This is a genomic window from Flavitalea flava, from assembly GCF_054461575.1.
The window spans coordinates 127700-149135 of record NZ_JBTLQH010000009.1 but is presented as its reverse complement, the minus strand read 5'-3'; the positions used below and the strand labels follow the sequence as shown (position 1 = coordinate 149135).

Genomic DNA, 21436 nt, shown 5'->3' with positions numbered 1-21436 from the left:
TTGCCGGATATCCGGTTTAAGACGGGAAATGCAACCCTCTTTTTTATACTTGCAATAATTTAATAATATTATGCACATTAATAATTCTGCTTATATTATCAGCAGTCCGGATCTTGCCAGTTGTCCAAAGCCGGATAAACCGGAATATGCATTTATCGGCCGCAGTAATGTCGGGAAATCATCCCTGATCAATATGCTGGTAAATAATGAAAAGCTGGCCAAAACTTCCAATACTCCCGGCAAAACCAAACTCCTGAATCATTTTATAATTAACGGGGAGTGGTATATTGTGGATCTGCCGGGTTATGGGTTTGCCAAGGTTTCCATCACGGAAAGAAAAAGATGGGAGAAGATGATCGAAGATTATTTGCGGGAAAGGGAGAACCTGGTCACTGTTTTTGTTCTGATTGACAGCCGCCACACTCCGCAAAAACTCGATCTGGAATTTGTAGATAATCTCCGCGATTGGAAGGTTCCTTTTTGCCTGGTATTCACCAAATCAGATAAAGAAAATCAACGGACGGTCAGTGCGAATGTCAAGGCATTCCTGGATAAAATGCGCGAAACCTGGCAATTTCTGCCACAGCATTTCGTAACAAGCTCCGTAAAAAAACTGGGAAGGGATAAAATCCTCAAACTGATCCAGGAAATGAATACTGAATTTGAAAATGCGGAATAGAAGGTATCATGCCCTTTCAATTTTACACAGAAAACAGCAAGCCCTCGTACTGCGGGCATGCAGATAGGAAACAGCCTGATTTTCCCGGAAGATATTGGATATTACTTCGTTAATATCTTCTCCCTCATTCACCAGGCGGGTATAGATCATCCATTGATCCTTATTGTACCCGATCAGGGTAACGTATTTAATTTCCGGAGGAAATTGGTGGACATCCGCATATTCTTCCACATCTGTTGCGGAGAGGAATATAGGCCCTGGTTGATTGTAAACATTATCTATTTCAAAAGGGCTATGGCTGATCACGAGCCTTTTTTCTATGCCCGGTTTGATCTGTTTTAAAGAAATACGGCAAGGCCCGGAACCGCTTGCGGTTTCTTCGACTATGAGATGTCCAAAATCATCCTGGCCGGCCTGGCGGATCTTTTGGACATATTCTTTTGAAAGCGAAACGATCCTGAAGTTGTTCATGTTGTTTGTTTTTATGAAACAAAATTCCAGGATTTTTAACCGGTCTTCAACCCGTTACTTGCGGATCTTTCCAGTTAATTACCGTTTTAACATCCTGTCCTTCAGAATCTCTTTCATTACTTTTTCGTGATACTGCTGGCTAACGGGAATCTGCATTTTTTCAACGTGCAGGATATTGCCTTCAATACTTTTTACTTTGTCAAGATTTACGATAAAGGATTTATGAACTTTAAGGAATTGGGAAGATGGCAATTGTTCTGCCATACTCCTGATGGTCAGGTAGACGATCATCTTTCCTGATCCGGTATGCAGGATGATATAATTCAGTGCGGCTTCCACTACTTGTAAATCCGCATAATCTACTTTTTCTATCCTTCCATTGCATTTGACGAAAAAATAACCGGCTTTTTCTTTTTGCTCCTGCTTTTGTTCCTGTATGGGCTCCTGTATGTGCTCCTGTTGTCTTTTGGCCTGTTCTTTCAGCTCATGGTATTCTTTTGCTTTTTGGCAGGCCTGCAGGAATCGTTCAAAGGAAAAAGGCTTTACCAGGTAATCCATTACATCCAGCTCGAATCCCTCAAGGGCATATTCTGCATAAGCGGTTGTGAGAATTACCAGGGGTAAGTTTTCCGAAGATCTCAGGAAGTCCAGGCCGTTTAGTTTGGGCATATTGATATCCAGAAAAATAAGGTCAATCGGCTCTTTGTCCAATATAGCCCTGGCCTTTACGACATTTTCCGCTTTTCCCGTCAGGGATAGGAAGGCGGTGTCTTCCACATATTCCTGTAACAATTTTCTTGCTACGGGCTCGTCGTCAACAATCAGACATTTAAGATGCATGCAAGGTTAAATTTAAGATGACTTCATAGCCGGAAGGATTATTGCGCATATCCAATTGATACTTACCCGGACACAAAAGTTCCAGTCTTCGCAAGGTGTTTTTTATACCGATCCCATTCTCCATGTTCTTTCCTGCTATCTCCTTCCCGCTGCAGTCGGGCTTCGCTCCTGCCTCCCATCCTTCCTTCGGTGCAATTTCCTCAGCCTGGTCTTCCCTGGTATTAAAGGCTTTGAACAGCAGGCTATTCTCTGTTTTTTGCAAAGAGATCTCAATCCTGTTTTCTTTGATTTCAAAATTACTTACATGCTTAAAACAATTTTCTATAAAGGAAGTGAACAAAAGGGGGGTAATGCTGAATCCGCGGACTGTTTCCCCGATATCCAGCAGTATGACAAGATTTTCTTCTTTCCTGGTTTGTTGCAGGGTGATATAATTCCGGATATACTGGACCTCTTTTTCAATGGCGATTTGTTCGGTATTACATTCATATAGCTGGTAGCGGAGCATTTCGGAAAAGGTCAACAGCATGCTCCTTGCTGTAGCGTTATTTTTATCTATATGTCCGTAAATGGAATTGATGGAATTAAACAGAAAATGCGGATTAAATTGCGCTTTCAGAAAATCAAGTTCATTCCTTGCTTTTTGCTGCTCAAGGTCATCGATATATTGACGCTGACGAATCTTGTCCATTACAAGCACTCCTGCTATCAGGCAGATCACCCATATAAAAATGTTGAGCAGCGAGTTGAAAAATAAGGAAATGAAACCGGGCTGCTCCCGGCCTGCCAGGAAATAATGCTCATTCAGAAAAAGGGCCAGCGGCACCCGCAGGAAGGCCGCCACCACAATTCCGGATAAAAGTGCAAATCCGTAAGTAATATACTTTTTCCGGTATAATAACCGGGGAATCAATACCCAAGTATTGAGATAGAAATTGGCGGCAATAAATAGCAGATAACAAAACTCAACCGTCATAGTCCTGGTGAGGACAAACGCCTTATTGCGGAAAAGGAGTACCCAGAACAGGTAAACCCCTGCCCAAACGGCAATTTGAATCCACAATGATCTTTTTCTAACCATAATCCGGTTTCTTCAGTTCCCTATAAAAGTAGAACAGGTTTCAGCGTGATTCAAATATTTTACACCAGACAGGAGATTTCCTTGATTAGGGGGAAAATGGATTCCGGAAAAGATTCCGGAAAGGGAAGGGATCATCAAGAACTTGCCTTTGTTCATGTAAAAAATTTACGCCACTGCCTGCGGTTTGGTTTTTTTGCAGGATAAATTTAAAAAACAATTTTATGAATCGTATGATCGATTGGTTGCTGAATCCGCCCCCCTACGGGAGGGCTTCCATCTTTATCCTGCGGCTGATGGCCGGGGCCGTTTTTTTCTGGGAAGGGTTATTGAAGTTTGTTTATCCGAACCAGGGAGTAGGAAGATTTACCAAACTTGGATTTCCTTTTCCCGAAACGACCGCACACTTTGTAGCCACAGCCGAGATTATCGGAGGTTTGTTGATCATGGCCGGTTTATTTACCAGGCTCGTTGCCCTGTATTTTATTGCGCAAATGATCGTTGCCATTTTAACGACCAAGATAAGCTTGTACCTGGGGACTTCTCCTTTGCCCCTTCCTCCTGCTCCCCCGAAGGCGGGTTTATGGGCCGTACTTCACGAAATACGATCAGATTACGCACAGGTATTGGTATCGCTATTCCTCTTATTGGAAGGTGCGGGGAGGTTTTCGCTTGACACCTTGCGCCGTTCTGGTTTAAAGAATCGACTGAAGACACCGGACAGACAGGAAGTTATTTTACCGGTTTGACGGGCTTACCTGTTTTTTCCAGTTCTTCCAATGTCCAGGATGTTTCACGACCCGCCGTAGACTCTCTTACTTTTTTCACTTCGTCGGGTAAAATGACCTTTGCCTTGTTGCCCATGGTGCTTCGGATATAACTAAGGACGGAAGCGATATATTGATCATTATGCTCTTTTTGCGCAGGCATCACATCCGGGAATTTTTTATTATTCACCGGCCCCTTTAATCCATTTAATAAGATGCGGATCAATACATCCTTGTCTCCGTTAACCCGCGGAGATCCAGCCAGTGGAGGAGCGAGCATGGAAGACAATCCTTTTCCGTCGGGTCCATGACAGGTCGCACAAAGCTGTTTGAAATTGTTGGCTCCTGTAAAGACCAAATGGCGGTCTTCTCCGTCCATCCCGACAGTAGCCGCTCTCAAGGCGTTCAGCGATTCGTCTCCATCCTCCAGGCTGCGGGTGGCGGCCATGGTCAGCAATTCCTGTCCTTTACCTGCGGATAATAATTCTTTCAACAACAATTTGGCCTTTTCGTCTTTGCTATACCGTAGGGACAGAGCCAGCTGGATACGAACATCCGCACTGGTATCTTTTTTCAGTAATTCCAGTTGGGATAATAATTGATCGTTCTTTTGCCGGAGAAAGGTCTCGCTGATACGGATAGCTGCTTTCCGTACCTCCGGATCTTCGTCCTTAAAGGCGGCGGTAAGGGTTGTCTGATCGGCGGCACCGAGGCCATCCAATGTCCATAACGCATGTACGCGGGCGACGGGGGCCGGAGCCTTTTTCCAGAATGCCAGCTTTTCACCGAAAGATCTTTCCCCCAGGGCCAGGCTCTTCAGAGCAGGCACGACAGAGAGATCCTGATGAATGACCAACAGTTTCTGGGCATTGTCTCTCCACCAGCCATTCGGATGGGAAAGAGCGGTAACCAGCTCGCTGCCGGAGGCAGTCAATAATTGGGGACGGGGTCCAGGTGTATACCCATCATGTACCAGCCGGTAGATGCGGCCACGATTGATATGCTGGTCAAGTTGTTTGCGCTGGATCTGCGGACGGATATAACTTTCCTTCCCGGTCCAGGCACTTTCCTGGATGATCCCATGATACATGTCGACAATATAAAGACAGCCATCAGGTCCGGTAGCGGTATTTACCGGACGGAAGTTCATGTCGGAGGAAGTAAGGAATTCTGCTTTGTCATAGGCATTGCGGAGGATGGTCTCTCCCTGCTGCTGCCGGACCTTGGCTCGCCGTATCAGCCGGCCGACCGGTTCGCAGATAAAAAGATCGCCTTTCATAGTTGGAGGAAGCCTGTCACCTCTGAAAACGGTTTGTCCGCAGGATGCCGTAAAATGATTAAGCGTACTATCCGACCGTAATCTCTCCTGTCCTCCCTGTACGTCTGGCGTGGCGATAATGGGCCAGACCGCTTCAAAATTGTCTTCCAGTTGTTTGTCCAGGTTGTCCTGTCCGTATTCCGGGTTTAACTGGAAGTTCAGAGCCGGGGTTTCACTGCCGGCAGCCGAAAAGAAGAGTCGGCCATAATCATCCTGTCCCAGGCCCCATTGACCGCCCGGCGGATTCGTCAGCGAGTCGGCTTCCAGTTTGTCGTTTCGGAACCGGTACCTGACCGGGTTATAGGTTACATAGATCCGGTTATCGATATTCCATACCAATCCACTTTTCTGGTGTTCCAGGTTGGATTCATCCGGTACGTCATTATGGTAGACCTGTATCTTTTCGTCCGCCTTCCCGTCTCCATCCTTATCACGATAGCTGTAAAGGTTGTAGCTATAGGTTTCGTTGACGATGATCCGGTCATCGAGGGCGAGTATCATCCGCGGCAGAACCAGGCTATCGATAAATACGGTGTGTTTGTCCATTTTGCCATCCCCGTCGGTATCTTCCAGACGGGTTATCCGGCAAATAGGCAGGTGTTCACCCGTTCCGTTGATATCCTGCATATAACTGCGCATTTCGGCCACGTAAAGCCTGCCATTGGGGTCCCAGGCGATGGCTACAGGTTCCTGGATCTCGGGCTCACTGGCTACCAGCTCCAGGTGATAGCCTTCCGGAAGGTGTATGGTCCGCATGCTTTCCTGCGGGGACAGATAGACCGGATTGGGATTTGGATCGATAGATGCGGGTCCCTTGGGAGCCGGCGCCTCTTTTTCCGGGCTGTTGCAGGAAAAGAAATGCAGGCTTAACAATAGCAAACACCCATAGGTGACGGACTGTGATAGTAAAGGGGGTAAGGGGGATTTCATGGGGATAAATATACGTTTTCTATCAGATTTCAATCGGTTGCAATTCCATTAGTCCAACCTTGCGCAGGATTAATCTTACCTTTGGGGCTAAACCGGCCGGAGCCCGGTTCCTGAGTTCAGCGCGCATCCGCATTCAAATTATAACCGGTACATATGAATTTTAGTGATTTAAATTTAACAAAACCTTTACTCAACGCCCTGGACGATCTGGGTTTTGTAAATCCTACCTCTATCCAGCGGAAGGCCTTTTCAGTGATCATGTCAGGCAGGGATGTATGTGGGATCGCCCAAACGGGAACCGGAAAAACCATTGCTTATCTGTTGCCCTGTATCCGTCAGCTGAATTATTCAAAAAGCAGGTCCCCCCAGATGCTAATTGTGGTTCCTACCCGGGAACTGGTGGCCCAGGTTGTAAAGTCGGCCAAAGAATTGACGACTTACCTGACCCTTGAGGTGGTGGGTGTTTATGGAGGTGTCAATATCAACACGCAAAGAACGGAGATAGAGAAAGGGGCAGATATCCTGGTGGCCACCCCGGGGAGATTATATGATCTGGCCCTGAGCGGCTCCTTGCGATTGAAGGACGTAAAGAGACTGGTGATTGACGAAGTGGATGAAATGCTCAATCTTGGTTTTCGCACCCAATTGAAGAATATATTGGATCTGTTGCCACCGAAAAGACAGAACCTGTTATTTTCGGCCACGATCACCGAAGAAGTGGAAACACTCATCGATACCTACTTCAATAATCCGGAACGTATCGAAGCTGCACCTACCGGGACCCCGGTAGAGAATATCCTTCAGTCGGCCTATGAGGTTCCTAATTTTTATACCAAAGTGAATCTGCTGGAATGGTTGTTAACCAGGGACCAGGAAATGACCAAGGTATTGGTATTCGCAGCTACAAAAAAACTGGCTGATCAGTTGTACGAACCATTGGCTGAAAAATTCCCGGGTATTGTAGGTGTTATACATTCCAATAAAGATCAGAATCACCGGTTCAATACGGTAGATCAGTTCCAAAAAGGAAATTTCCGTTTTGTGATCGCTACGGATATCATTGCCCGCGGACTGGATATTTCGGAGGTATCGCATGTGATCAATTTCGATACGCCGGATATACCGGAAAATTATATTCACCGCATTGGAAGGACAGGCCGGTTCGATAAAAAAGGGATCTCCATCACCTTTATCAAGGAAAACGAAAAAGAGTTCCAGGCGGCTATCGAAGCGTTGATGAATTACAAAATACCTATCCTGCCTCTGCCCGCCGGTCTGGACATATCGGAGGAACTTACTGAAGATGAAAAGCCGGTTCCTTATAGCAAGGTCATACCCCTCAATATCCCCAAAAAGGAATTTGCCGGCGGCGCTTTTCATGAGAAGTCAGCCAAAAATAAAAAGGTGAATGTGATCGTCAAACATGCCGACCGGATGATGAAAAAATATGGGAGGCCGATCACCCGGGGGCAGAAGAAAAAGAAAAGATAGCCTCGGTTATTTAAAGGGATAGTGCTGTTATAGTATGGGGATCATTTCAACTTCTTCTTTCTTAGCGAATATTTATAGAAATCCTCCACTTTGGTTCTTGCCCAAGGAGTTTTGCGCAGGAATTTCAGACTGGACTGGATGGAAGGATTACTGGTAAAACAGTTGATCCTGATTTGCGTTCCCAGTTCTTCCCATCCATAACTTTCCACTAAGTGCGTCACGATTTTTTCAAGGGTGAGACCGTGTAACGGATCGTTGGATGGTGGCTGTGTTTGCATAATCGGAGGCAAAGGTAGAAAAAGAAAAGGGAATAAATTAGAGGGGAGAGAAGGAGACCGGGAAAATAAAGGGGAGACGATTCCTTGAGCGGTGATTTTTATCACAGCTGAATGGGACGGTTTGGAGGGACGGAAGGCCGGATCTAGTTGACCATCTTATTTGCGCAGCTGCTGCTTGCAAAGGCTTCCGGTTTGGCCTTGAAGGCAAAACCCATCCCAAGGATATAACCCATGGCTTCCTTCAGCGCATCATTGCTCTTGAAATGCGGATTGGTGTTGATATCGGCATGGACCTCCATATCCACATTGTACTTGCTGAAAAGATTGCACAGCTCGTAAGCGATCTCGATACTCTTAGCCACTTCCACCAGCATGCGTTCTTTGATGGAGTACTGATGTCTTGTTTTTTCATTGTGGATGAACATAAAACCTCCATGTCCTTCGCGCAGAAAAACGATTACGGTAGCAAATTCCGTTTCAAGACCTTTTACTTGTGAATCAGTTCCGATGCAGACTTTGAGATGATAACCTTTTTCGGTTTCACGTCTGATCGCGTTTTCAACAGCATCAATGATAGGGAGATCGATCGGGTCGCCATTAAATTTTCGCCATAGCATATAAAAAGGATTTTCCGAATTTAACGAAAAACACGCTATTCTCAAAATCGGCGGGGTGTTATTGTTTTATTAACGTTTAAAACTGCCCGGTGCTGAGTAACACCAAAGTACAGGCCTCGACTGGTTGAATGCCATTGGCCCTGGCTATTTTGGCCAGTTCTTCATTTTCCGCACCCGGATTGAAAATGACCCGTTTTGGATGGAGGGAAACAATATAATTGTAGTATTCCTGCTGATTGGCCGGAGAAAGATAAAGGGTTACGGTATCGATCCCCGGTATGTCTTTTTTCTCCGTGCACACCTCCACATCCGCCACTTTTACCTTCCTCCGTCCAATGGCTTCCACGGGGTGCCCCTTACTGCGTAAGCGATTCAAAGCCAGGTAGCTATAACGTTCGGGGTTATCGGAGGCTCCAAGGACCAATGTTTTTTTGAGTTGATCGGACATAGTTGGTCAGTTGTGTTTCTAATGGTAACAAATAATCCGGGACTCTGGTTTGGTAAAAAATAAATAGATCTTGCTGGTACAAAAATCATTTTACTCCTGGCGGACAATCATACCGCTTATCTTCTTTATCCTTAAAGCCATTTTTCGGGCGCAGGACAAAGGCGAGGTAAAAACCACCGTTCTGCATTTTGTTTTTAGCAAAGATATTCATCCAGTTATGAACTCCCATCAACAGGGGACCGGCCTTAAAGGCTCCCCCCACCCAGAGTTTTCCCTGCGTGGTGACCTGAATAGGGAGATAGGCGCCCAGGCGCCTGGTTTCCCAGCGGGGAGTAACACTTAATAAGGTTAGCTCCTTGGTATAATACTGTTTGTAATTTTTAGCCGGGGAAGAAGGGGTAAGGTTGATGGTAAGGTTTACGTTGACGGAGAATTGGTCCTGTAAGGGTTTGTCGATATTGATCACCAGCCTCGTAGGGTTCCAGACTTTAAAAAGGCCGTTCAGGTTACCAATATTTTTCATGATGGTAGCCATGCTGTCATTAAATTCGGCAAGACTTCCAACCTGGTTGAATTTAATATTCAATAATGAATCGGAAATGTCGGTTCTGGGGTTGCTGACAGTCCTGCTCTGCGTCCCGTATTTATAACTATTCTGTCCGATATCCAGGATAGCGACCCCTATTTTCCATTCATAATCATAATAGGTATCACCGAAGTAATAATTGCTGACGGCCTGTGATTTTACCCTATATTCCACACCTAAGTCAATTGCCGCTCCGTTCCTTGAATTGCCGACCAGATCCTGCAGATTATCCATGGTACCTCGTCCTTTTTTCCACCGGTCATAATTGGATGAATAGCCGTAACGTCCGCTGCCTGCTTTCACGAAATATTCCGTAAGGTCTCCGGATACGCTGCTTGTAACCGTCGCGCCCTTTAATTGTGCAAAGGCCCCGGATATACCGCGCATAGCTCTCAGGGTCACCCCGGCGTTCAAACGCCCTCTGCCATCCTCCCAGATCGTACGTGCATACGTGGCGAAGAACTCTCCCCAACTGCTGGTCGTCATATTGGCAGTATAGCTGTTATCCCCGTTGATGCGGAAAAAATCATTCATATCATGCAGGGTGTCGTTATAGTTGAAGACACCGGATTTCGCAGTCTCGTATCCACGCAAATTAGCCCCAAAGGCAATAGCCTGATTTTTGCCGATGGCTATACGGGCATTGAACAGGTGGATATTGAAATCAAAAGCGACATAACGACGGAAATTGCCTCCATCCCAGCTATATCTTGTCGTACCTCCCGGTGAAAGCAGGGAGTAATTATGAAGGGTAAGGGCATTGGTGGTATTTTTAACCTGCAGCGAAAAGATCGTCAGGTCCCAGGGGTCCGGAGTATTGACAATGGAAGCCGGATTACCCGCAACCCCCATGCTTCCTGCATAGGGAGATCCTTCTATGGCCGTATAGTTCTGTGCAAGTGCCGCCGGAGAAAATGCCAACGCTTCAAAAAGTATTGCCACAACTAAAACCTTACATTTCATCCACTAAATTTTTTTACGGGTTCACTGTTTACTGTGTCTGCCTCAGGTTGTACGGATAGGTCCTTAAAAGGGTTGCCCGTGGGTCTGCCGGATTAAAAATGAGATTAATTTTGGAAAAGGTTTAAGCGAATGTAGTAAAAGATTGGTTCGGAACCCGCTACCGAACAAACGTTGGAGCACACGACCCATCCATAACCTTTTGCCGAACTCTTTGTTCCATTGATCCATATATTCCTGCTCCATTTCGTGACGTACGATCTGATCCCGGAGAAAAGCGTCAATGCACCGGAAAGCGATCTTACTTCCATGCAGGGCCATGCTCATGCCATTCCCGGACAAAGGCGGGACCATGCCGGCGGCATCACCGATCATCAACACATGGTTTTCCACTGTAGATTTTTTCTCAAAACTGATCTGTGAGATGGTAAGCGGTTGGGAGAAGGTTATGGATGAGCCTTCAAAAATTTCTTTTAACAAGGGGTTTTGACAAAGTACATTTTTTTCCATTTCCGGTATAGAGTTGCCGTTGTTCCGCAGATTGTCGGCCGTGGTCATATAACAAAGACAATAAAGGTCTTCTTCAATTTTCGAAAGCCCGCAATACCCGTTCTGAAAATTATGAAGGGCAATGAGGTCGGAAGGGAAAGGGATCCTTACGTGATATTTTACGCCGACAAAATTGTTCAGGCGGGCAGACCTTTTGCGGATAAAAGGCCTTTTCCATTTAATATCAAGATTGCTGCGTTTGCCAAAGGTTCCGCAGGCTACTTTTCCTTTGAAATGGCCTTCGGAAGTCCTTATGTGGAACCGTGATCTTTCAAAACGGATGTCGTTCACTTTGGTGGATTCAAAAAGATCGACACCGCTTTCCCTGGCGATCGATGCGAGGGCCGCATCTATTTTATAACGGCTGATGCCAAAACCTCCCAGCGGGAGCGTATGTTCGATATATTTACCATTTGGTGCGGAGATCTGTACCCGCTTGATCAGCGGCAGGTTCCAGTCACTGAGAGGAAGACCCATTTCCTCCAGAAAATTCCAACTTTCCAGACTGATATATTCACCACAGACCTTATGAAACGGATAGGCTTCTTTTTCGAAAAGGGCTACCCGGTAACCGGCCCTGGACAATTGTATAGAAAGTGCAAGCCCGGCAAGACCACCTCCGGCTATCAGGACATCATAATTACGATTGCCGGGATCTTCCGGTCCGGCAACCTGCTCCTTGGGAAGCCTATGTTTGACTGTTAGTAATTCCTCCATGACGGTAACTAAAAATAGGGATAATCTATGGTTCACCCGCTAAGAATGGCAAACAATTAACCAACGGAAAGCCCATTTCCACCGGATGGTATAGTTGCTTATTCCTGCCCTTTTTAATAAGACACTCCATTCATGACGGGTGAATCCCCTCAAAACTGACAGGGGAGCATCATTTTTTACGAGGTATGACCGCGAAAACCAGGCAGTTAGCTTCCGGATGGCGTAATACGCAAGAGGATGCCGTTGAAGATCATTTATAAACCAACCCACTCCAGCGTGTATCTTCATCCAGTTCAATAGGACTACCATTTCTTCATCCGTAAAATGATGACAGAACAGGGACGAAAAAAGAATATCCGGCTTTTCCCGTTCAAAAATAACACTGCGGTAGTCCGAATGGATCCATTCGGTAAATGGAAGGTCTTCCATAGCTTTTTGCCTGGTAATTTCGTTATTCCGCTCCTTTTCTCTTTCCCGGGCATAAGCAATACAATGAGGATTGATATCAATGCCCATCCATTTGACAGCAATGGATCGCCTGGTGCAATACCGGCGGAGGACATTAAGGTTATCTCCTCCTCCGCAACCAATTTCGCAGATAATTAATGGTCGCCCCTCCTTCCCTGTTTTTTTTGCTGCTTTCAGTATTTGTTTCAGCCCGTTCGTGCTGATGGCATGGCCACCCAGTAAAGTGTTGATCGTGTCCAATTCCTGCATGTTCCTTTGTATATCCCCGAAAGGAACAGCAGGATTGTCGAGTAACTCTTTTTGAAAGCTACGGTTTGAAAAATCCATTTGACAGGGATTGTTTAATCATGCATTATTTGATTATGCATTATTTAATCAACAATGTTTAATCATGCAGGGCGGGTTCTCCCTGGGTAGTCGCTATAAAAGTCTCAATGGTAAGCCCGGGTCCGAAAGCTGCCCCGAATATTTTGTTCGCCTTTCCAAAGTTAAGTTTGTCCATGATCCTTTTTAAGACGAAAAGGATAGTCGGAGAGGACATATTACCGTATTCATTCAATATTTCATATCCGGTATCCAGGTGTCCATTGGTAAACTGCATGCTCTTATGAACGGCTTCCAGGATCTTCCTGCCCCCGGGATGTATACACCAATGACTGACCGGTTCATTTTCCGGAATCTTATTCTCTTTTAAGGATGTCAAAGAATGATTTTTTAAAGAACGATCCACCAGCCCTGCAAAATCGGCCTCTATCAGGTCCGGAACATAACTGCTAAGGGTCATCTGAAATCCGGTGGACGATAATTCCCAGGCCATATCTTTTTTACCCCTTTGCAGTATCTCGGAATAGAAACTGCTTAGATGGAGGCCTTCTCCGGGGGAGGCATCTGCGGTTACTAACGCGGCTGCGGCTCCATCCGCAAACAGGAGACTGGAGGTAATATTGTCTGTGGTTGGCTCCCTTTGAAAATGCAAGGTGCATAGTTCCGTACAAACGATCAGTACCTTTGCCCCAGGAATGGAATTGCAAAGTGCATCCGCCAGTTTAAGCGCATGGATTGCCGCGTAACAGCCCATAAAGTTGATGGAGGTACGGAAGATGGTCTTTGGCAAATCCATTAGCTCTACTAATTGAAGATCCAGGCCCGGTGCGCTCATACCCGTGCAGCTTACAGTGATCAGATGCGTGATTTCCCGGGTGTCGGCTTTTCCATGCAGACAGGAACGAATGGCATCCACCGACAAGGGGGCTGCATATTTGTTATACCATTGCATGCGTTGTTCCAGGGATGGGAATGGCTCCAGGTTTTCCGTAGGGGGATAAAATTTCCATTCCCTGACGGGTCTGCTGTAATCGGCAATTACGGAATATCTTGTACGAATACCCGTATGATTGGTCAGAAATCTCAACTTTCGTTTGCCATTTTCGTTCAGGGCATATATATGATTCATGAACGGCAGGATATCATCCTGCTGATGGGCGAAGGCGGGAACTGCCGTACCGATGGAAACGATTTTACTCAAGCGTTAAGATGGCTGTTTTAATGCGGTTTACTGCGATTGCTTATATAATATACGGATTAATGGTATGCAAAGATCGGGCCCGTACAAAGAGCCGGACATTTACCTCAATAAGAGATCCTGCTAACACTTGATCCGGATTCAGCTTCCTGGCAAAATTCAACCCATGATCAGGACGGCTATAAAACCTGCGTTCGCACATAACGAAGCAATCAGGTTCATCCGCATGGTATGGGCGTAATCTGCCTGTGCAGGATCTTTCCAGACCTTGCGGGCCCATATAAAGAAATAAACGCTAACAGGTAACAGACAAGTTGCCAGGACAAAAAATTCTTTTATTTCCAGGCCGGAAAAAAAGGTATAGGCAAGGGCCCCGAATGCGAGACCATAAATCAGTCCTGAAAAAAGAAAACTGCCGCGGATCCCCAGGAGCATGCTGATGGTCTTCACACCGTCCTTACGGTCAGCCTCATGTTGGTATAGTTGGGTAAGCGGATAAAAACCTCCGATCAATAAAGCGCTGGATATCATTCCTTCCAGCGGCACCTGCAGACTTTTATGAAGATGGCTGCCATGGTAAACCAGAAAAAAGACCAGGGCCCCCTGGCAGGTGATCACGGTGAGATATCCCAGGACAGGGTACTGCTTGAGCCGGATGCCCCGGTAGCTATATGCTCTGGAAGCCAGGATGTAGAGGGCAAGACCGGCTAAAAAATACAGGCCGATCACCGAACCCAGCAACAGGGCCGCGAAGTCCATGGCCATGGTGAGGAGGAAAAGCTCCCGGGTGGGTTGCAAAGGATGTTCAACTCCTCCTATCGGGCTGTTATCGCGATCCATATAACTATTATATCCATTACTGGCCGGATAGACGAGCACATGCAAAATAAAAAAGATCAGTAAGGCATGTCCCCAATCTTTGTAAACCACCTGGCTCAGGGCAAACCAGTAAGCAGGCATTAAGAATAAAGAGAAAGGCAATCGCAATAACTGTATGGTCGATCTTTGAAGGATCATGAACCTGAATTTTTATGGTAAACGTGCGCCCTGAACAATCGGGACAGCCTGGTAGCGACCGGTGAGCTGTTCATAAAGGATAGTAAACCAGATGATCACCGGCAAAACAGCCTTGATCGCGTAAGGTTTTACCCAATTTTCCCTTACAAAAGAAGGTACCAGGTCTGAAACTGACAGGGAAACAAAGAAAAAGGCCAGGATCAGCAGGATTTTGTTCAATGATCCGCTATTCGGGCTGCTTTGTGCAAAATACCAGACACCTATTCCGCTCATCGCAATAATGAAGGTAGGGGATTCCGCTTTATGATTAAAGATCACGATCCAGATCAGTACGGAGGCCAGGTACAGGATACGGTAAGAATAATCCCTTTGTTTTCTCCAATGGATCAAGGGTAAGGCAAATAAGAAAAGGCCTGCAAGGGCAACCAAATTCTTGGGCAAACTCAGGCCCGCCCAGGTTTCCAACAATCCCATTACAGATAGCCCGATGGAAGCGGAATGATCGTTCAGCAGCAGATTCAACCAGCTTTTATATAAAAAGGCCAGTTGATGACCATCTACCACGACCAGAGGCAATAAGGCCAGGATTACCATCCAGAAAAATGACCACCCGATCAGTTTGAAACGTCCCGGGTAGAAAAGATAACAAACGAAGGCGATCACACCAAAAAGCTTGATATAAATGGAGAAGACGAGACATAAGGCAGAAAGAAAATATTTCGATCGCTCGGCCAGCGCAAAAGCCAGGATGATCAATCCCGCCATCAGTCCATTGCTTTGCGTGTTCTGTATGGACAACAACAATTCCGGAAGACAGAACAGGAGTATCCAGCTTTTCTTTTTATCGCTCAGCCCCGGCAGAAGGAGGATACCGGCAAAAAGACAGAGAGAATTAGCCAGATTCCATAAGGGTAGACCGATGGCATCGGGAAGCCCGGAAAAAAGCCCGAAGACCAGTGCAAAGGCAGGGCTGTATTTATAAAGATCCCAGTGATCGTCGGGGAAATACTGGTAAATATCTTTTCCCTGTTCCAGGTGGAAAAAAGAATACTTGAAGATGACATAGTTGTTATAATCCGTATGCGGTTTTGTTCCGGGCAGGAAGATCTTTGGGCTGTGCAGAAGGCCCTGCGTTGCAGCGATGAGAGAAAGCAGACAATACGCGAAAAAAAGGATGGTTAGGTTCTTACCCCCTAGCCCCCTGAAGGGGGAATATTTTTCAAAAGCTTTATTCATATATTTTTTAGCCTTGTTTTTATTATTGGTATTTATTTGAAAGGATAAATGTTTTTTGGAATAATGCTCCCCCTTTAGGGGGTTGGGGGGATACCATAAATACCCATACCTGCGCAATCGCATTCTTTTTCGACAGGGACTTTTAATACAGCGGCAAACCATTTATAAAAACCGATCCTTTCCGTCCGGAGGTCCCTGGCCGGCGTTTTATCGTTCCTGCATTCCACACCCCCATTGATGATATTAATGGTCATACCGAAGCCCGGTTTGCGTCGGAGATGAAGATCCTCAGATGTCGGCTGCCATTTTCCCACCATTATATCATGACAGGAAGGTTTGGGTTTTTGTTCCCGCATCCAGAACCATATAGCGGTCCGGAAGGCCACTATACCATCATGGCTTACGCTTTCAGGGTTTGTCAATAACGGTAATCCGAGTTCGGCGCCGGCCAGGCCATAATTATAGGCATAGGTAAGTTGCAGGGGGCCTCTTCCAAAATAGGATTTTCCCGCCACTGGTTGGTAGGGACTGGTCCCTCCGGTATTATATTGTTTGCAATGTCCATCCCGGCAGGCTTGTTCTTCCGTGTAGACCAGGCCCCAGACATAGGGGCCGCCTTTTGCTCCTGCCCAACCATCAGTGGTCTCATGCGCACAATGCGCTAAAAAGGCCGCTATTTCTCTTTTGCGCACAGTTATATCTCCTTCTCCTGCGAATAAAGGAAAGCTGGCGGCCGCTGTCAATAAATTCTCATACGTATAGATAGGGTTATGGTGGGGGAAAATTTTTTCATATTGCTGTTTTGTGAGCAACTGACCAGGCCCTGTCAAGGGATGGCCGAAACCATGCGGCTTGGGAAAGAACAGACCTGCCAGGATAAAAAAATAAAGTCTCATAGTTTGGGCCTAAGTTAGCCAAAAAAAATTAGCCCTGCTCGCTGGAGCAGGGCTAAGGGTATTTTTTTAGCGCTGACGTTAAAGTGACTGTTATTTAGAGCCTTTCATCTCCTTCGCTCTGACGCGGAGTCCAGGGTAGACCTGAATTCACTTCGCCTGTGTTCTGCTGCGGCGCCGGCCGTTGTGGCTGGGGGCGCTGAGGCAGGGGACGCTGGCGTTCCTCGCTTGTAACGGCTTGAACGGCGGTGGATTGGAGGCCCGGTGACTGGTATCCTGCAGATTCGAAACCGGTAGCCTGAAGATCAGGTTTGCGGATCGGGCGGGATGGTCTGCCTTCGCTGGGATTATTAGTGGAATTGAAATTGCGCTGGTTGCCCGGAGCTGCATTCCGTTGGTTGCCGAAGGAACCGCTGTTACGGCGATCACCTGAAGAACCATTTCGTTGATTGCCTGATCCGCTATTACGCTGATTTCCGGAGTTTCCCCTGTTTCCGTTAAAGGAATTCCTTGCTGAGCCATTGGAAGGATAACGCGAAAATTGCGATACCTGCATGGCAAAAGGATGGTCTTCTGAAACAGGAATGGGACGGCTGATCAATTTTTGAATATCGTCGAGGAATTCTTTTTCCTCTGCATCACAGAATGATAAGGCAATGCCGCTTGCGCCTGCACGTCCTGTCCTTCCGATACGATGTACATATGTTTCCGGTACGTTCGGTAATTCGAAATTGATCACATGGGTAAGCTCGTCGATATCGATACCCCTGGCAGCAATATCCGTAGCTACCAATACCCTGGTCTGACGGCTTTTGAAATTCAACAGCGCACGTTGACGGGCGTTCTGTGATTTATTGCCGTGAATGGCTTCAGACCGGATACCGGCCCTGTTCAGTCCTTCGGCTACTTTATCCGCGCCATGTTTGGTACGGGTGAATACGAGGGCAGTGGGAATAGCCTGCTCCTTTAGTACGTGCAAAAGAAGAGATCTTTTATCTTTCTTTTCGACAAAATAAAGCGTTTGCTGAATGGTTTCCGCTGTCGATGAGACAGGAGTCACTTCCACCTTTTCCGGATTGGTCAGAATCGTACTGGCCAGTTTCTGAATTTCCGGCGGCATTGTTGCCGAGAAGAAAAGGGTCTGTCTTTTTTGAGGAAGACGGGCAATGATTTTCCGTACATCATGAACAAAACCCATATCCAGCATACGGTCCGCTTCATCCAATACAAAGAACTGTATGTCGGAAAGACTGATATACCGTTGATCAATAAGGTCTAATAATCTACCCGGCGTGGCTACGAGGATATCGATACCTCTTTGCAGAGCCTGAACCTGGGGATGTTGCGGCACACCTCCAAAAATGACCAGATGTTTAAGTCCGGTATATTTCCCGTAATTGGCAAAGCTTTCATCGATCTGGATAGCCAGTTCGCGGGTGGGCGTAAGGATCAATGCTTTTATAGGGAGAGGAACTCTCCGGTTGGCAGATCCTTTTAATTCAAGGGGCAGACGGGATCCGGTGCTTTTCAAACCGTTCGCGCTTCTATGAGCTGCGGCATCCTTTAATTCGTCTTCGCTGGGCTGAGCGGCGGCATGTTGAACGGCGGCATTCTTAACGGCCATGTTCTGCTCATACATAAGTTGTAAAAGAGGAATAGCGAAGGCAGCTGTTTTGCCGGTGCCGGTTTGGGCACAACCCAGGAGGTCTCTTCGGCTAAGGATAATAGGTATTGATTGTTCCTGGATGGGCGTGGGGGTAGTATACCCCTCATCACTCAGAGCCTTTAATATAGGCTCAATAAGTTTGAGATTGAAAAATGACAATTGTTTACTGTTTAGATGAAAAAAGCCTGTCTACTCATCAATATCCTTCAGGAGTTATTACACGAAGGTTGTCACGAAAGCTGATAGAAAGGAATATAACTGGGCGCAAAGGTAGGGATTATTTTCCAACCGAACTAATATAAATGGATATTATCGGGGCAAACCGGCTGGCAGGAATGGAATTAATCCAATGCCAGTAAGACTTTCAGGCATTAGGTGGTTGGGGAGAGGTCTGATTTCAAAAAAAAGTAAAAATAATTGCGGTCTAATTAGGCCATATTAAAATAATTGTTCTATATTTGTTCTCGTTACAGGCTTAGGGCAGGACAAAAGAAAAACCAGCGGGAAAAGGACAAAGTGAAGAAAGCGTAAAAAAAGTTGAGGCTGATTAGGGTTTTTTAAATGTCCGAATAAGCAGGTATCCAAGAAGGGCAGGTGATCAGTAGTATGCCAGCCGCAAAACACGCCTTTGATCAGACAAGCACCGACCCTGCTTTCTGGTATTGGTCCAACGACCCTGGACCGGCGTAATTCAAAAACTTCCTGATTCGATTAAAATCATTCTTTTTTCACGGTGAGTTGACACTTCTCTCCACATCTCCAGGTGGGTGCGGTGTCCCCGGAGGTCTGCCTTTTCAGGCAGATCCCGGAGGACTCAAACACAGCGACTGCCGGGTCATTTCTATGTCCCGGCTTATTTTGAAATGATGTCGAATACGTTATGAGCGTATTCAATTAGTATAAAGAAATTAAACTTCGTTGAACAGCAAGAAGGATGTGTTTATTTTTTACGTAAGCGCAAGGATTAGGTTTAGATTGTACAAGGCTCATTTCTATGGGCCTTGTCGTTTTTTGTGCCAAGGGCACAAAGGCCGAAGGCCCTGCTCCGGATTTACGATCCGGGGCAGGGCCTTCCTGGTGTTATCAGTTATTTTTTTAAGATCGACTTTAGGATCGACATTAGATGAGCATCCGCAAAGGTTCTTCCAGCAAACTCTTTAAGGTTTGCAGGAAAGCGGCGCCTTTTGCTCCGTCTACGACCCGATGGTCGCAGCTTAGTGTCAATTTCATTACATTTCCCGGAACAACGGCTCCGTTCTTTACCACAGGGACTTGCTGGATGGCACTTATTGCCAGGATACAGGCATCCGGGGGATTAATGATAGCGGTGAATTCATCCACCCCGAACATACCAAGATTGGAGATGGTGAAGGTGCTTCCTTCCCAATCAGATGGTTGTAATTTTTTGTTTTTTGCTTTTTGTGCAAAATCCTTGACCTCGACGGCGATTTGGGACAGGGATTTGGTATCGGCAAACCGGACGACCGGAACCAGCAATCCTTCTTCCACAGCAACCGCTACACCAATATTCACATGATGATTGATCCGTATTTTATCGCCCAGCCAGCTGCTGTTAATGGCCGGATGCTGTTTCAAGGCTACCGCTGCTGCTTTTAATACGAAATCGTTGAAGGATATTTTTACCGGCGAAACATCATTCAGTTTTGCCCTGCTTTCCACCGCCTTGTCCATGTCGATGGAAACGGTAATATAAAAATGCGGTGCAGAAAATTTGCTCTCCGCGAGTCGTTTGGCGATTATTTTTCGCATCTGCGATACCGGTACTTCTTCAAAGCTGACCTGTCCACCCCCGGCCCCTGAAGGGGGGGAGATAACGGAAGAACTGCTTCCTGAAACCGGGCTGCCTTTACCTGCTGAACTTAATTCCCCTTTAGGGGCAAGGGGCGTAAAACTATCTACATCTTTTTTTACGATACGGCCGCCGTCTCCTGTACCTGCCACTTGTGAAATATCGATTCCTTTATCTGCTGCTAATTTTTTAGCAAGTGGGGAAGCCTTTAACCTTCCGTCTCCATTAGCAGGAGCTTCCTGACTTGCAGGAGCTGAAGAAACTGCCTGAGTGGTAGCCGTCGCTGTTGTTGCTGCCGCAGGTGAAGCTGTGGAGGTTGAAGCAGGAGCAGAACCTGACCCGCCCGCAGCTACAGGAGCCGGAACGCCTTTATTCTTAACGCTGGCGATGATCCCGGGCAAGTCCACGTTGGCCGCATTTCCGATAACGGCCAGTAAGTCATTCACGGCGATCTTTTCACCTTTCTGCGCTCCGATATGTAATAAAGTACCTTCTTTGTAGCTTTCTAATTCCATAGTTGCCTTGTCCGTCTCGATGTCGGCCAGGATATCTCCTTTTTTAACGCTGTCTCCTACTTTTTTGTGCCAGTCCGCAATCACTCCTTCGGTCATCGTATCGCTAAGCCTGGGCATCAGGATCACTTCTTCCACTTTGGACAGATCGACACCGGCCGGGGCTGAAGTGACGGGAGCGGCTGCCGTTTGCGGTGCAGCCTGAGCGGCCGGAGCAGGAGCTGAACTGTTTGCAGGAGCAGGGCTGTTTGCCGGTGCAGCACCCCCGCCTTTTACCAGGGCAGAGATATCTTCTCCGGGAGCACCGATAATGGCAAGCAGGTCATTGACCAATATTTTTCCCCCTTTATCTGTACCGGTATATAATAAAGTCCCATCCTTATAACTTTCCAGATCCATAGTTGCCTTATCCGTTTCTACTTCGGCCAGCAAATCACCTTTTTTGACGGATTCGCCCACTTTTTTATGCCATGCAGCAATAACCCCTTCGGTCATAGTATCACTCAAACGGGGCATTAAAATAACTTCAGCCATAACGCAATTTTGTTTTCTTTTTCAATCAATTCTGCTCTTTTCGATCAAT

At 46.5% G+C, this 21436-nt stretch carries 19 protein-coding genes; 3 read left to right on the top strand and 16 right to left on the bottom strand.

The window, feature by feature from the left end; translation table 11 throughout:
• Positions 1 to 70 precede the first annotated feature (70 nt).
• Positions 71 to 679 (top strand): ribosome biogenesis GTP-binding protein YihA/YsxC, encoded by a 609-nt coding sequence (yihA, locus tag ACX0G9_RS11215; protein ID WP_459064991.1) that lies wholly within the window; start codon positions 71 to 73, stop codon positions 677 to 679.
• 6 nt (positions 680 to 685) lie between these two features.
• Here yihA and ACX0G9_RS11210 read toward each other — a convergent pair whose 3' ends face one another.
• The 3 genes from ACX0G9_RS11210 to ACX0G9_RS11200 form a co-directional block, all read right to left on the bottom strand.
• Positions 686 to 1150, bottom strand: coding sequence for a DUF1203 domain-containing protein (locus tag ACX0G9_RS11210; RefSeq protein WP_459064990.1), 465 nt, complete (start codon positions 1148 to 1150; stop codon positions 686 to 688).
• 78 nt (positions 1151 to 1228) lie between these two features.
• A complete protein-coding gene (locus tag ACX0G9_RS11205) occupies positions 1229 to 1990 on the bottom strand; it encodes a LytR/AlgR family response regulator transcription factor (RefSeq protein ID WP_459064989.1) in 762 nt (253 codons plus the stop codon).
• Positions 1980 to 3071: a sensor histidine kinase gene (locus ACX0G9_RS11200; RefSeq protein ID WP_459064988.1), complete on the bottom strand. Its 1092-nt coding sequence runs from the start codon at positions 3069 to 3071 to the stop codon at positions 1980 to 1982. Before ACX0G9_RS11200 ends, ACX0G9_RS11205 begins: the two co-directional genes overlap by 11 nt.
• Positions 3072 to 3292: 221 nt before the next feature.
• On the opposite strand from ACX0G9_RS11200, the gene ACX0G9_RS11195 reads away from it, so the two are divergent.
• On the top strand, positions 3293 to 3817 hold the full coding sequence (locus ACX0G9_RS11195) for a DoxX family protein (protein WP_459064987.1): 525 nt from the start codon (positions 3293 to 3295) through the stop codon (positions 3815 to 3817).
• On the opposite strand, the gene ACX0G9_RS11190 is transcribed toward ACX0G9_RS11195, so the two are convergent.
• Positions 3801 to 6083: a DUF7133 domain-containing protein gene (locus tag ACX0G9_RS11190; RefSeq protein ID WP_459064986.1), complete on the bottom strand. Its 2283-nt coding sequence runs from the start codon at positions 6081 to 6083 to the stop codon at positions 3801 to 3803. The two genes, ACX0G9_RS11195 and ACX0G9_RS11190, sit on opposite strands and share 17 nt — an antisense overlap.
• Before the next feature lie 153 nt (positions 6084 to 6236).
• Here ACX0G9_RS11190 and ACX0G9_RS11185 point away from each other — a divergent pair, with 153 nt between their 5' ends.
• A complete protein-coding gene (locus tag ACX0G9_RS11185; RefSeq protein WP_459064985.1) occupies positions 6237 to 7574 on the top strand; it encodes a DEAD/DEAH box helicase in 1338 nt (445 codons plus the stop codon).
• A gap of 41 nt (positions 7575 to 7615) precedes the next feature.
• Here the strand turns inward: ACX0G9_RS11185 and ACX0G9_RS11180 are convergent, their stop codons facing one another.
• From ACX0G9_RS11180 to ACX0G9_RS11125, 12 genes are all read right to left on the bottom strand, one after another.
• Positions 7616 to 7852 carry a VF530 family protein gene (locus ACX0G9_RS11180; protein WP_459064984.1) on the bottom strand — a complete coding sequence of 79 codons (237 nt, stop codon included), beginning with the start codon at positions 7850 to 7852 and terminating at the stop codon, positions 7616 to 7618.
• 143 nt (positions 7853 to 7995) lie between these two features.
• Positions 7996 to 8469, bottom strand: coding sequence for a ribonuclease H-like YkuK family protein (locus tag ACX0G9_RS11175; protein ID WP_459064983.1), 474 nt, complete (start codon positions 8467 to 8469; stop codon positions 7996 to 7998).
• Positions 8470 to 8545: 76 nt separating this feature from the next.
• Positions 8546 to 8917 (bottom strand): CoA-binding protein, encoded by a 372-nt coding sequence (locus tag ACX0G9_RS11170; protein WP_459064982.1) that lies wholly within the window; start codon positions 8915 to 8917, stop codon positions 8546 to 8548.
• Between the two features lie 85 nt (positions 8918 to 9002).
• Complete coding sequence (locus ACX0G9_RS11165) at positions 9003 to 10466, bottom strand: hypothetical protein (RefSeq protein WP_459064981.1); 1464 nt, start codon at positions 10464 to 10466, stop codon at positions 9003 to 9005.
• Positions 10467 to 10529: 63 nt separating this feature from the next.
• Positions 10530 to 11729 (bottom strand): NAD(P)/FAD-dependent oxidoreductase, encoded by a 1200-nt coding sequence (locus tag ACX0G9_RS11160; RefSeq protein WP_459064980.1) that lies wholly within the window; start codon positions 11727 to 11729, stop codon positions 10530 to 10532.
• Between the two features lie 39 nt (positions 11730 to 11768).
• The gene (locus ACX0G9_RS11155) at positions 11769 to 12524 is read right to left on the bottom strand and encodes a methyltransferase domain-containing protein (protein WP_459064979.1); all 756 of its coding nucleotides are present in this window, start codon (positions 12522 to 12524) and stop codon (positions 11769 to 11771) included.
• Between the two features lie 58 nt (positions 12525 to 12582).
• Positions 12583 to 13722, bottom strand: coding sequence for a type III polyketide synthase (locus ACX0G9_RS11150; protein WP_459064978.1), 1140 nt, complete (start codon positions 13720 to 13722; stop codon positions 12583 to 12585).
• Positions 13723 to 13878: 156 nt separating this feature from the next.
• Positions 13879 to 14736, bottom strand: a complete 858-nt coding sequence (locus ACX0G9_RS11145) for a UbiA family prenyltransferase (protein ID WP_459064977.1) — start codon at positions 14734 to 14736, stop codon at positions 13879 to 13881.
• Positions 14737 to 14748: 12 nt separating this feature from the next.
• Positions 14749 to 15972 (bottom strand): glycosyltransferase family 87 protein, encoded by a 1224-nt coding sequence (locus tag ACX0G9_RS11140; RefSeq protein WP_459064976.1) that lies wholly within the window; start codon positions 15970 to 15972, stop codon positions 14749 to 14751.
• A 74-nt stretch (positions 15973 to 16046) separates the two neighbouring features.
• Complete coding sequence (locus ACX0G9_RS11135) at positions 16047 to 16868, bottom strand: chitinase (RefSeq protein ID WP_459064975.1); 822 nt, start codon at positions 16866 to 16868, stop codon at positions 16047 to 16049.
• A gap of 94 nt (positions 16869 to 16962) precedes the next feature.
• On the bottom strand, positions 16963 to 18690 hold the full coding sequence (locus ACX0G9_RS11130) for a DEAD/DEAH box helicase (RefSeq protein WP_459064974.1): 1728 nt from the start codon (positions 18688 to 18690) through the stop codon (positions 16963 to 16965).
• Positions 18691 to 19650: 960 nt separating this feature from the next.
• A complete protein-coding gene (locus ACX0G9_RS11125; RefSeq protein ID WP_459064973.1) occupies positions 19651 to 21387 on the bottom strand; it encodes a pyruvate dehydrogenase complex dihydrolipoamide acetyltransferase in 1737 nt (578 codons plus the stop codon).
• Positions 21388 to 21436: the final 49 nt, after the last annotated feature.